This is a genomic window from Novosphingobium sp. 11B, from assembly GCF_054589055.1.
The window spans coordinates 82,764-95,553 of the sequence record NZ_BAAILP010000111.1 but is presented as its reverse complement, the minus strand read 5'-3'; the positions used below and the strand labels follow the sequence as shown (position 1 = coordinate 95,553).

Below are 12,790 nucleotides of genomic sequence, written 5' to 3'. Positions count from 1 at the left end.
AGCGGCCGGGTAACTCACGGTGCAGCCCGGCTCGACCTGTATTCCATCGGAAAGTCCCATGTGGCCGTCGTTAGGGTTCGCATCGTTATCGGCCGAAGGCTATCCGGGATGGCCGTCCCATGTCCTGCCGTGTGTCGCAGGAACGTATGGACGGCGTTTCCGGTAGCGCAGGGACAGTCCGGGTCTTCGAACGGACGCGTGGTTTGCGTAGCTACGGCTGAAACCGCATCCCGGCCCACGACGCCGACCCGATACACCGAAGCAATGTGATCTGCACCGCTCCGGATGCTGGGGCATATAACCTATTTGGCGATAAATGTCAATCGCGCTTCCACCTCGCGCGCGACGCCGATCAATCGCCGGTCGTCATAGCGCGGCGCCACCAGCGAGACGCCGATGGGCATTCCGCCCTCACCTTTTGCCAGCGGAAGGTTGACGACAGGCGCATGCAGCAAAGTCCAGGGCTGGTTGAACCGGGGCTCCCCCGGCGAACGGCCGAGCGGAGCGATGCCCGGCGCGCTCGGCGCCAGCACGGCGTCGAGTCCGGCGATCGCCCGCTCGAACGCCACCCGTGCCGCCGCCGCACGGTCATGCGCCTCGCGCAGCCGAGCGTCGGGATATGTCGCCAGGGCATCGACCCGAAGATGGAAATCGGGATGCAGCAAGTCGGGCCGTGCGCGTGCAAGGCTCAGGAAAGCGGCCGCGCCCTCGCGGAACAGGATCGCGCGGTGATCGTCGTTGAGGTGCTCGAACTCGGGCAGCGTGGCGATCTCGACGACGTCGATCCCGGCCCCCGTCATGGCGGCGGCGATGCCGTCGAAAGCGGCCTGGCCATCGGGCGTCATCTCGTCCCACCAGGGCGTGCGGAACACGCCGATGCGCAAGGGCTCGGCGCTTTCCCGCTCACCCGGCGCGAAGCCGTAGATTTCGCAGACCCGGTCGATCAGGTCGAGGTCCCGCGCGTACCAGCCCACGGTATCGAGGCTGTTGGCATAGGTCTTCACGCCTTCCCGGCTGACAAGGCCCCAACTCGGCTTGAAGCCATGGATGCCGCAGAAGCTGGCGGGGCGGATCGTCGAGCCGCCGGTCTGCGTCGCCAGCGCCAGCGGCACATGCCCGTCCGCCACCGCCGCCGCCGACCCGGCCGAGGAACCGCCCGGCGTGCGCGCAAAATCATGCGGATTGGCGCTGGCGGCATTGCGCCCGGCGGCGGCGAACTCGGTGGTGTCGGTCTTGCCCAGGATCACCGCGCCTGCCGCCCGCAAGGTGGCGACGCAAGGCGCGTCCTCGGCAGGCACGAAGCCGGAGAACAACGGCGAATTGTGCGTGAGCGGCATCCCCGCCACCGCGATCACGTCCTTTACGCCCACGCAGACACCATGAAGCGGCACCGGTTCGCCCGCATCCAGTGCCCTCGCCGCAGCCAGCGCCCCGGTATCGTCCACGTGCAGCCACGCCCGGACCTGCGCATCGCGCGCGCCGATACGCTGCAATGCAGCATGGACATTGGCCACGGCAGGGGCGTAGGGGGTCTGGACCATGGAAATTCGGCTCCCGAGCAGGCGGCGCCATAGCGCCATGTCCCACGATTGTGACTTCCTACTTGGATCGTGTAAAGCATTACATTATGCAGTGCAGCAATGACCTCCACAGCCTCCACGCATAGCCCGCCCGTAAAGGCCCCCTCGATCGCCTCGGTGCTGGCGACGACGACGACGATCCAGATCCTGTCGACGATGACGGCGCTGGCGCTGACCGGGATCGCCCCGCTCGTCGCGGGCGAATTCGGGCTGGCACCGCATTACGTCGGTTACCAGATCAGCGTGATCTACGCGGCGGGCACGTTCGCCTCTGCCATGGCGGGAACACTGATCCAGCATCGCGGGCCGATGCAGGTGGAGCAGCTCGCCCTCGCCTGCTTCGGCGCCGCATTGCTGCTGCTGACGAGCGCCAGCCCGTGGCTGGCGCTGCTGGCATCGATGGTGATCGGCGTGGGCTACGGCGTGCAGAATCCGGCCTCGGCGCAGATACTGGGCGCGGTGACGCCGCCGCACCGGCGCTCGCTGATCTTCTCGATCAAGCAGGCTGGCGTGCCGATCGGCGGCGTGGTGGCGGCGCTGCTGATCCCGGCGCTCGCAGGATGGCTGGGCTGGCGTACGACTTTCGTGCTCGGCGCGGTGCCCTGCTTCGCGATGATCGGCGTACTGGCGCTCAAGGGCGGGCCGGAGCGTCCGACAGCGCCCGTCACGATCTCCGTCTGGCGCGGCTTCGTCTATGAGCAGCGCCTCGTCTGGGGCAAGGCACCGCTGCGGGTGCTGGCGATGCTGGGGATGCTCTATTCCTCGATCCAGCTTTCGCTGTCGGCCTTTGCGGTGATCATGCTGGTCGAGCATCACTGGTCGATGGTCGCGGCGGGCCTCGTCGCCGGGGGCGTGCAGGCCTGCGGAGCGCTGGGCCGCGTGTCGTGGGGCGGGCTGGGCGACCGCTTCGGCGGGTTCACGGTGCTGGCGGTGATCGGCGTGGTCTCGATGGCTTGCATGATCGCGCTGTGGCGGATCGACGCATTGCCTGCGGTGGTCGCGATCGGCGTGCTGTGCCTGTTCGGCTTCTGCATGAGCGGTTGGAACGGCGTCGTCATGGCCGAATGCACGCACCACTGCGCGCCCGAGGACGCGGGCCGGGTGATCGGCGGGTCGCTGGTCTATACTTTCATCGGCGTGATGATCGGTCCGGCGGCGATGGCGACGATCTACGGCTTTACCGGCGATTACGGGACGAGCTTCCTGCTGGTGAGCTGGGTTGCGGGCCTTGGCGCACTGCTGGCGGGGCGGGCGGCGATGGCTTCCCGCGACTGACGAAGCGCCTTGCTGCGGGGGCTTCGACAAGCTCAGCCTGAGCGGGTTTGAGAGGTCTACGCCCCCGCCTGCCCAACCCTTACGCTACATCCGCTCACCCTGAGCTTGTCGAAGGGTCGCAGCAGAACCTTACCGCGCAAAAAAGCCGGTCACGCGGGGGGCGTGACCGGCCGAGGGTATTGGACGACCCGATGGAGAGAGAGAGAGACCGGGCCGTCAGGGTAGCGTAGATCAGGCCGCGACGAGGCGATCCTGACGGCAGGCCATCAGTGGCTGAACCTTCTCGCCGAAGTTCACGAGGCCCTGCTCGAAGTCGTCGAAAGTCAGCATGATGCCCTTGGTGCCGGGCACCGAGGCCGCTTCGTCGAGCAGCTTTGCCACGGTTTCATAAGAACCGACGAACGTGCCGATACCGAGGTTCACCGCGCCTTCCGGCAGGTTGATGTGACGCGCGGTCGAGCCCTCGCCGGCGGTCTTGTCGGCCGCGCCCTGGTCGCTCATCCATGCCAGCGCGTCGATGTCGGCGCCTTCGCGGTAGGACTGCCACTTGGCCATGGCCTTCTCGTCGGTCTCGTCGGCGATCACCATGCACAGGATGTAGGCGCCCACGTCGCGGCCGGTCTTGGCGGCCGCTTCGACCAGCGCCTCGACGGTCGGCGCATGCTTGGTCGGCTTGTTGAGGCCGCCCGCCGTGACGAAGTTGTAGTCGCCGTAGTTGGAGACGAACTCCATCCCGCGCGCCGACTGGCCCGCGCCGACGATCTCGATCTTGCCGGTGCTGGGCCTGGGCTGCATGTGGCAGTCTTCCATCTGGAAGTGCTCGCCCTTGAAGTCCGACTTGCCCTCGGCCCACAGGTCCTTCATCACCTGCACGTATTCGCTGGCGTAGTCGTAGCGGTGGCCGAAGTAGGCGTCGCCCGGCCACATGCCCATCTGCTCGTATTCACCCTTGGCCCAGCCGGTGACGACGTTGACGCCGAAGCGGCCCGGCGCGACGCTGTCGATCGTCACGGCCATGCGCGCGACCATCGCGGGCGGCAGGGTCAGAATAGCCGTCGAGGCGAACAGCTTGATCTTGCTGGTGACGGCGGCGAGCGCGCTCATCAGCGTGAAGCTTTCCAGGTTGTAGTCCCAGAACTCGGTCTTGCCGCCGAAGCCACGCAGCTTGATCATCGACAGCGCGAAATCGAAGCCATAGCCTTCGGCCGTCTGGACCAGCTTCTTGTTCATTTCGAAGCTGGGTTTGTACTGCGGAGCGTTCTCGGAAATCAGCCAACCGTTGTTGCCGATGGGGATGAACAGACCAATATCCATTGCAGTGCTCCTGGGAGAGAGAAGTTAAGGGAGAGGAGGCGGAGACGGTACGCGCGCGAGCCAGGAAGTCGCCTGTTCATAGGCAAACCCTCCACGCAGCAAGCATTGTTCGGAATTCGGAGCGCCGACGAGTTGCAGCGCCAGCGGCAGCCCGCGCGCGTCGAAGCCCATCGGCGTGACCAGCGCCGGGAAGCCCAGCATCGAAATCGTGCGGGTCAGCGCCGAGAGTTCGGCCACCATCGCCTGCATCGCATCGCCGCCGGTCGCGCCGACCTCTTCGGCCATGGGCACTGGGAAGCGCACGGCAGGGGTGAGCAGCAGGTCGACCTTGGAGAACGGGCCGCTCAGCATGTCCGACTGCGCGGATTTACGGCGGCCGAGCGCGGCGAGATAGGCATCCGGCGAGACCGCCGCGCCCGCCAGCAGGCGGTTGCGCACCTGATCGCCGAAGTCTTCCGCCCGCTCCGCCAGATGGCGCGCGTGGAAGGCGGCGGCTTCGGGAGCCCATATCTCGGCGGCGATCGCGGGATAGCTGGAGTGGTCGGGAATGGCGACATCGACGACTTTCGCGCCGAGGTCTGCGAAGACCTGCCGCGCAGCGGCGAAGGCAGCGGCGACTTCGGGGTGAAGGTCATCGGTGAAATATGTGGTCGGCACGCCGATCGTCAGGCCCGAGCAGTCGGCGATGAGGCCAGCCTCGTATTCGCCGTCCACCAGAACGTCCATCAGGCGGGCCAGAGACCGGCTGGAAGTGGAGAGCGGCCCCGCCGTATCGAGCGTCTTCGACAGCGGCATCATCGCCGTGTCGGGCAGCAGGCCGTTGGTCGGCTTGAGCCCAGCCACGCCGCAGAACGCGGCCGGAAGCCGGACAGAACCGCCGGTATCCGATCCCAGCGCGCCGGTGACGATGCGCGCACCGACCGCCGCGCCCGAACCGGACGAGGAGCCGCCGGAAATCGCCTCGCCGTTCCACGGATTGCGGCAGCGGCCGAGGTGGGCGTTATGCCCGGTCGGCCCCATCGCGAACTCGGCCATGTGAAGACGGCCGATGGTGATCGCGCCCGCCGCAGCCAGCCGGGCCATCAGCGGGGAGGTTTCGGCGGGAACGTGGCCGCGCCAGATCTTCGAGCCCGCCTCGGTGGGAATACCGGCACGGAAGAACATGTCCTTGTGCGCCAGCGGCACGCCGTGGAGCGGCCCGCGCAGCGATCCGCGCCTGCGCTGTTCATCGCAGGCCCGTGCCTGGTCGAGCGCGGCTTCGGCCTCGATCGCGACGAAGGCATTGAGCCCCCGCCAGTCCTCGGCGCGCTCCAGTGCGTCGGTGACCGCATCGACGGCGCTCAGGGCACCGCTGGCGATCGCTTCGGCAAGTTCGACGAGATCGTGAGGCATGGCTGTCCTGTCCGCGAGGATCGCGTGTTTCGAGGCGGATGGGAAAAAGGGGCCTCCCACCCTTCGCGCTTGCGCTCGCGGAGGGTGGGAGGGAGCGCGGGACAGTCCGGAGGAGAGAAGGACCATCCCGCAGTTCCGATCAGAACGAGTAGGTCAGGCGCGCGCCGTAGGTACGCGGCGGAGCGAACTGGACGAGGTAGGCGCTGGCATAGCCGGCGTTGCTGTTCGCCGTCAGGATCGTATTGTTCTCGATGTTGCGCACGTATGCGGTGATCGAGAACGGGCCGTCGTCGGGCGTGTAGGTGATCTGCGCGTCGCTCTTCCAGTAGGCGCCCTGCTGTTCGGCCGCCGTATTGTAGAAGGTGAAGTAGCTCTTCGACTGGTAGCGGGTCTGGACACGCGGGGTCAGGGTGCCGCCCAGCAGGTGGAAGTCATGCTGGATGCCGCCCGAAAGCGTCCATTCCGGAGCCTGCGTCAGGCGGTTGCCGGACAAGTCGCTGGCCGCCGGGCAGGAGGCCGCGGTGACGGTGCAGAACTCCGCATACTTCGCATCGAGCCATGCCACGTTGGCGTCGATGCGGGTGTCCGGGGTGACCTGCCACAGCGTTTCGAGTTCCGCACCCCAAACGCGCGCCTTGCCCGCGTTGAGGGTGTAGACGAGCGCCGTCGCCGGATCTTCCTGCTGGGTCTGCAGGTCCTTGTAGTCGTAGTAGAAGCCGCTCAGGTTGACCTGCAGCGTGTTGTTCAGGAAGCGGTTCTTGGTGCCGATTTCGTACGCGATGATCTGCTCGGGACCGAACGAGGAGTTGGTGGTGTAACCGCCCGCCTTGTAGCCCTTGTCGACCTTGGCATAGAACAGGTTGTCAGGCGTGACCTGATAGTTCGCGCCGAAGTGCCAGGTGACCTGATCGCCCGAATAGTGGTTGTCGAGGTCCGAATAGGCACCGGCGATGTCGTTGTAGCCGACCTGGTACTTGTTGTCCTTGGTGTAGCGGACGCCCGCTTCCAGCTTCAGCTTGTCGGTCAGGTCGTAACCGACCTGCGCGAAGACGGCCTTGGACTTGCTGCCCACGTCGTAGTCGAAGGTATAGAAGTTGAACGGATCGACCGCGAGCCCGTGGACCTGGAAGTAGGTCAGCAGCGCGTCGGTCTCCTTGAAGAAATAGCCGCCGACCTGCCAGGTGAAGCCGGTCTTGTTGTTCGAGCTGAGACGCAGTTCGTAGTTCTGGTCCTTGACGTCTTCGTTCTGCTGGAAGCCGTAGTTGTAGAGCGTGCCGCCGTCCTGATCGTTGTCGCGGTTCAGCGTCGACTTCTGGAAGCCGCCGAAGAAGCTCAGCGTCGCGAAGTCCATGTCGTAGGAGATCGCGGTGCGCACGGCCTTGGTGCGGATGCGGGTATAGCCCTGGTTGTTCAGTTCGAACTTCTTCGACGAGCCGATCTCCAGCGAGCCGTCGGAATTGACGTCGGTATAGGGCACCGCCTTGATGGTCGAGCCGACGCCGTCAACGCGGGTCATCTCGCCGGTGACGAGGATCGAGAGGCGGCTGGTCGGGGTCCACAGCGCATGGACGCGGCCGCCCGTCACGTTGCCGTCGTCGCCGTCCTTGAGGCCCGGATTATCACGGTAGCCTTCGTGGGTCTTGCGGGTGCCGGCGAAGCGGAAGCTGAGGGTGTCGCTGACCGGGACGGTCGCGCCGACGTCGAAGTTGAGGGTGCCGTAGTTGCCGATCTCGGCGGCGGCATCGAGCTTCCAGTCGTCGGTCGGCTTGACCGTCGCGATGTTGACCGCACCTGCCGTGGCGTTGCGGCCGTACAGCGTGCCCTGCGGGCCGCGCAGGACTTCGATGCGCTCCACGTCGAACATCGCCGCGTTGAGCGCGAAGGCGCGCTGCAGGTAGAAGTTGTCGACCGAGACGGCGACCGCCGGATCACCCGTTTCCGAGTAGTCGCGGCTGGACACGCCGCGAATGGTGATCATGGTATTGGCGTTGTTCTGGGCGATGTTGACGGTCGGCGCGATGTTGGAAAGCGCGTTGACGTCGGTGACGCCCGCCTTGGAGAGTTCCTCGCCGCTCGCGACGGTCATCGCGATCGGGGTGCTCTGCGCGCTGGTCTCACGCTTGGTCGCGGTGACGACGATCTCGCCGAGGCCCTCCGACGCGGCATCGGCCGCGGAAGCGGAGTCCGTACCCGCATTCTGGGCAAATGCAGGCTGCGCGAAGGCTGCGGCTATGGAAAGCGCGCTGGCAGTGAACGTTAGACGCTTGAGCAAGACTGGAACTCCCTGTGACCCGTTCTGGAATGATTGACGTTTTCATTACAATGACCGATTCGCGGATGATTGCAAGCGGGTCGTTTTGGGAACGATGCGGCAATACATTCAATTCATTGTTTTATAATAATTTTTTGAAAATCTTCCGAAGGGTAACGTTTTCATTTTTGACGTAGCAAATCTACCGCTCATGAAGGTATCTACCAGAAAAACCTTGGAAATCTGCGCCACGCCCAATCACCGAACCGCGAAAACCCGATAGCGCCAGCTGTGGCGTCATACCCCGAATCACACCCTCATGGCCAAAGGTACGAGAGATCAAACGCGATGGCACTAACACGCATAAAACCAGCATGTTTAGGCCGCATCCGGCCTCTGGTCGGACAAATCGGAGCGCCATCCCGGGCGGGTTCAGAGACCCATCCGGTCGTTCATTTTTCACTCGCGTAATGTAAACGTTATCATTAGGTCTTTTGCCTTGGCGCGGTTGATTGCCTGCCCGGACTGCGTAGATCCGCCAGGAAGCACAACGCGAAGGATCACGCCCATGGATACCCCTGCCCGCCCCATCCGCGTCGGCCTGCTGGGCTATGGCTTTGCCGGAAAGACCTTCCACGCCCCGCTGATCGCCGCGTGCGATGGTCTCGTGCTTCACGCCGTCGCCTCGCGGGATGCGGGCAAGGTCCATGCCGACTTTCCCGGAGTGACAGTCCATGCCGCGCCCGAGGCGCTGATCGCCGACGACACGGTCGATCTCGTCGTCGTCGCGACGCCCAACGACACGCACGCGCCGCTCGCCCGCACGGCGCTGGAAGCGGGGCGCCACGTCGTCGTCGACAAGCCCTTCGCGCTCGATCTGCAGGAGGCGCGCGGCCTGGTGGCATTGGCCGAAACGACCGGCCGTCACCTTCAGGTCTTCCACAACCGCCGCTGGGACAGCGATTTCCTGACGGTGCGGCGTGCCATCGAGGATGGAGCAATCGGCCGCGTCACTCACTTCGAATCCCGCATCGACCGCTTCCGACCGCAAGTGCGCGATCGTTGGCGTGAGAATGCCGCGCCAGGTGCGGGTGTGTGGTTCGACCTCGGCCCGCACATGGTCGATCAGGCGCTCGCGCTGTTCGGGTTGCCCGACAGCGTCACCGCCAGCGTCGCCATCCAGCGCGACGGCGCACAAGTCGACGATTGGGCGCATGCCGTACTCGAATATGGGCAACTGCGGGTCGTCGTCCATGCCGGGATGCTCGTCGCGGGCGGATCGGCGCGCTTCACCGTTCACGGCACGGGCGGCAGCGCGGTCAAGCTCAAGGCCGATGGCCAGGAAGTGCAGCTCCTCGCCGGACTGCGGCCCGGCGCGCCGGGCTGGGGCGAAGATGCCGACGCCCTCGTCGTTTACGACGGTTCTGGCGAGCCCCGCTCCATCCCCGCCACGCCCGGCGACCAGCGTGGATTCTACACCGCCGTCGCCGCCGCGCTGGCGGGCGACGCCCTGCCGCCGGTGCGCCCGATCGAAGCGCTAGCGGTGATGGCCGTGCTGGAAGCCGGTGCAGCCTCCGCGCGGGAGGGGCGCTCGATGCCGCTGCCGCTCACGCCGGAGGAACGCGCCGCATGGTAAGCATCATCCGGCGGCAAGCTGGGCCGAGACGGAACCGGTACGCTCCAGCTTGCCCCAGCCCACGACCCACCCGGCCACGGCCGAGGCGATCGCGCGGATCACGACCCAGTACATGATCTGGCGATATACCAGTCGCTGCGCCACCAGCAGGTGCGCCGGGTAGCGCGCCCGTCCGCCGTCGAGGCGATAAGCGATCCATCCGCACAGCACATCGATCGCGGTGAAGGCGATCCAGTAGGCGCCCATCATGCCGACGTCCCCGCTGGTCTGCGCCCAGCCATGGGCCGAGACCCGCAGCGCGGTGCCGATGATCGAGACCACCAGCGCCAGGTCGATCAGCGGCGAGATCGCGGCGAAGGCGATCTGGAACAGCCACGCCTGCGGCAGTCCGACGAGGCCGAGCCCGGCAGGCTTGCGGGTGCGGATCACCGCGCGGTGCTTCCACAGGCACTGCAGTGTGCCGAAAGCCCAGCGGAAGCGCTGCTTGGCGAGCGCGGTGAAGCTCTCTGGCGCCTCGGTCCAGGCGACGGCGCGCGGGTCGTACGTGACGCGCCAGCCTGCACGCTGGATGGCGATGGTGAGGTCCTGATCCTCGGCGAGCGTGTCCTCCGGATAGCCGCCGACCGAGTCCAGCGCCGCGCGCCGCCATGCGCCGACCGCGCCCGGCACCACGGTCATCGCGTCGAACCCGGCCAGTGCACGGCGTTCGAGGTTCTGCGCGGTGATGTACTCGACCGCCTGCCAGCGGGTGACGAGGTTCACCCGGTTGCCGACCCGCGCATCGCCCGCGACGGCGCCGAGCTGCGGGTCCGCGAACCAGCGGGCGAGGCGGCGGATCGTCTCGGGCTCGAACTGGGTGTCGGCGTCGAGGGCGATGACGATCTCGCCGGTCGCCTGCAGCAGTGCGCGGTTGAGGGCGCTGGCCTTGCCGCCGTTCTGCAGCGTCAAAAGCGTCACGCGCGGGTCGTCGCCGAAGGCTGCGCGCACGATCTCGCTCGTGCCGTCCTTCGATCCGTCGTCGGCGACGATGACCTGCAATGCCGGGTAATCGGAGGCGAGCACCCGGGTAACCGAGGCGGCGATCACGCGCTCCTCGTTGTAGGCGGGGATGATCACCGAGACGGCGGGCTCGAAATGCGGCGGTTCGGCGCGCTTGCGGCGGCTTTGATACCAGGCGAGCGCCGCCATGATCACCGCGCGCGCGATGCCGAGCGAGATCGCGAGGTAGAACACCCAGGCCAGCACCGCCGCGACCGCCATCAGCGCCACGAACGCGGCAACGTCCACGCGCACGGCGGCAAGATCGGTGGTCGAAATGGCGGGCATCGCCCGCGCCTGCGGGATGCCGACGAGCTGCGAGGCGGTGACGAAGGTATAACCCTCGCCCTTCAGCGCGGCGATGATGCGCGGAAGCGCGGCGACGGTCTGGGCACGGTCGCCGCCACCGTCGTGCAGCAGGACGACATTGGTGGCATTCTCCGGCGTCGCGGAATGGACCTGCTGAAGCACCTGGTCGACGATTGCGTCCGCGCCCGGGCGCTGCCAGTCGTTGGGATCGACGTGGAGGCCCACGACCGTATAGCCCGCCTCCTGCGCGGCCAGCGCGGGACCGAGTTCGTCAGGCGTCGTCGGCTCGGCGTCGCCGAAATAGGGCGCGCGGAACAGCGTCATGCTGCGGCCGGTATAGGCTTCGACCAGCCGCTGGGTCGCATTCAATTCCAGCCGGGTCTGGCGCGGCCCGGCATTGGCGAGATTGGGATGGGTGTACGTGTGATTGCCCAGTTCGTCGCCGTCGGCAACGATGCGCTTGAGCAGGCCGGGGCTGCCCAGCGCGTTCTCGCCGATCACGAAGAACGTCGCGGGGACGTGGGCGGCCTCCAGTTCGCGCAGGATGCGGGGCGTCCACGTGGGGTCAGGGCCGTCGTCGAAGGTCAGTGCGATGCGCTTGGGGTCCGTGCCGCCCGAGCGCTGGACGACGTAGGGCGTCGGCAGCGCGGCGTAGGTCTCCTCGCGGATCATACCGTTGCCGTCGGCGCGCACGGCGCGCTGGCCGTCGCGCGGAGTGGCGGTGATGCGCAGGATTTCACCCGAGCCCTCGATGTCAGCACTGCTGAGCGCGCGGGGGGTCGAAAGGTCGGGCGTGCCGCCCTTGCGGAATGCGCCGAGGTCGTTCCAGAAGCCGGAATCCTCGGTGCCGAGCCGCCACAGCGCCATGTCACCGATGCCGAGGCGCTTCAGCGCCGACAACTCGTTCCAGCTGGTAGCCGCGTCGAGCATCCAGATCGTGTGGTGGGTCTGTTCGTCGTCGTAAGCGAAGCCTGCGTTGCCGCTGGCGGGATCGAAGGAAATCTTCGCAGCGCTGTCATGCGCGGCGAGCCATGCATCCTCGATGGCGAGGGCGTCGGTCTGGTCGCCGTGCCAGTCGTAGGCGTAGCTGCCCAGCGCGACGACGAGGTGCTCGGAACCGATGCGCTTCAGAGCGCCCTGCACTTCGTGGACGAACCAGTCCTGTGCGGCGATCGGGCCGGGCGTGCCCCCTTCCCAGTGCTGGTCGTAGGCCATGAAGATGACCTTGTCGCTGGCCCTGGCGAGCGCTTCCAGCGGCCATCCGCCCTCATCGTCGGCGGGCGTGGTGACGGCAAGCGAGGTGCCCTTGGGCAGCGCTGCGTGCAAGCTGCGCAGGAACGTGAGGTAGTCTGGCATGGCGCGCGTCGGCAGCGCTTCAAGGTCCATCACCAGCCCGGCGTAGTTCCCCTGCGTGACGGCTCCGGCGAGGCGCTTGGCAAGCGCGAGGCGCTGCGCGGGATCATGCAGCAGCGCGGCGGTTCCGGCACCGTCCCAGCCGTCGGCGGCGACGTTCTGGACCATCGGCAGCACCTTGAAGTGGTGCGACTGGCCCGCGACCAGCCGGTCGAAGCGGGCATCCGGCTCGACCGTCACCTGATGCTGCGGCCCCGCGACGTTGATCAGGGCGGGCACCACCCAGTCGAGGTCGTTGCCGTGGTGGACCAGCGAAAGGAAGCTGGCGTCGTTGCCCGGCAGGTAGAAACCGATGCTGAGCGGCTTCTGCCCCGGCCCCTTGCGACCACGCGGCAGCCAGGACTTCAGCGCATGCTTCAGCGGCGATCCGTGCAGGGTCGAGGGCTTGAGGCGCGGCGTCGGCAGTTCCAGTTCCTGCTGGGCGGGCACCGCGACGAGCGTGGTCGCGAAAGCCGCCGCGCCCAGCAGCACGATGACCAGCAGCGCGGCGAGGACACCGCGCGCCCAGCGGCTGCGGCGGCCGGTGGGGTCGTAGAAGATGGGCTTGCTCATGACGTCGGGTGTCCGGGGGTAAGGAATGTG

7 protein-coding genes are annotated in these 12,790 nt (G+C 66.8%); 2 read left to right on the top strand and 5 right to left on the bottom strand.

Annotated features, from left to right (window positions below; translation table 11 throughout):
* Nucleotides 1-302: 302 nt before the first annotated feature.
* The gene (locus tag ACYPYD_RS10175; protein ID WP_459663004.1) at nt 303-1,541 is read right to left on the bottom strand and encodes an amidase; all 1,239 of its coding nucleotides are present in this window, start codon (nt 1,539-1,541) and stop codon (nt 303-305) included.
* A 99-nt stretch (nt 1,542-1,640) separates the two neighbouring features.
* On the opposite strand from ACYPYD_RS10175, the gene ACYPYD_RS10170 reads away from it, so the two are divergent.
* Nucleotides 1,641-2,855, top strand: a complete 1,215-nt coding sequence (locus ACYPYD_RS10170) for an MFS transporter (RefSeq protein WP_459663002.1) — start codon at nt 1,641-1,643, stop codon at nt 2,853-2,855.
* 231 nt (nt 2,856-3,086) lie between these two features.
* On the opposite strand, the gene rutA is transcribed toward ACYPYD_RS10170, so the two are convergent.
* The 3 genes from rutA to ACYPYD_RS10155 all read right to left on the bottom strand — a co-directional run bounded on the left by rutA (nt 3,087) and on the right by ACYPYD_RS10155 (nt 7,833).
* Entirely contained in the window at nt 3,087-4,169 is a 1,083-nt protein-coding gene (rutA, locus tag ACYPYD_RS10165) for a pyrimidine utilization protein A (protein ID WP_459663000.1), read from the bottom strand.
* Nucleotides 4,170-4,193: 24 nt separating this feature from the next.
* A complete protein-coding gene (locus ACYPYD_RS10160; protein ID WP_459662999.1) occupies nt 4,194-5,561 on the bottom strand; it encodes an amidase in 1,368 nt (455 codons plus the stop codon).
* 139 nt (nt 5,562-5,700) lie between these two features.
* Nucleotides 5,701-7,833, bottom strand: a complete 2,133-nt coding sequence (locus ACYPYD_RS10155; protein ID WP_459662997.1) for a TonB-dependent receptor — start codon at nt 7,831-7,833, stop codon at nt 5,701-5,703.
* 547 nt (nt 7,834-8,380) lie between these two features.
* Between ACYPYD_RS10155 and ACYPYD_RS10150 the strand changes: the two genes are divergently transcribed.
* Nucleotides 8,381-9,448, top strand: coding sequence for an oxidoreductase (locus ACYPYD_RS10150; RefSeq protein WP_459662995.1), 1,068 nt, complete (start codon nt 8,381-8,383; stop codon nt 9,446-9,448).
* 3 nt (nt 9,449-9,451) lie between these two features.
* On the opposite strand, the gene ACYPYD_RS10145 is transcribed toward ACYPYD_RS10150, so the two are convergent.
* The gene (locus tag ACYPYD_RS10145; protein WP_459662993.1) at nt 9,452-12,760 is read right to left on the bottom strand and encodes a glycosyltransferase; all 3,309 of its coding nucleotides are present in this window, start codon (nt 12,758-12,760) and stop codon (nt 9,452-9,454) included.
* Between the last annotated feature and the right edge of the window lie 30 nt (nt 12,761-12,790).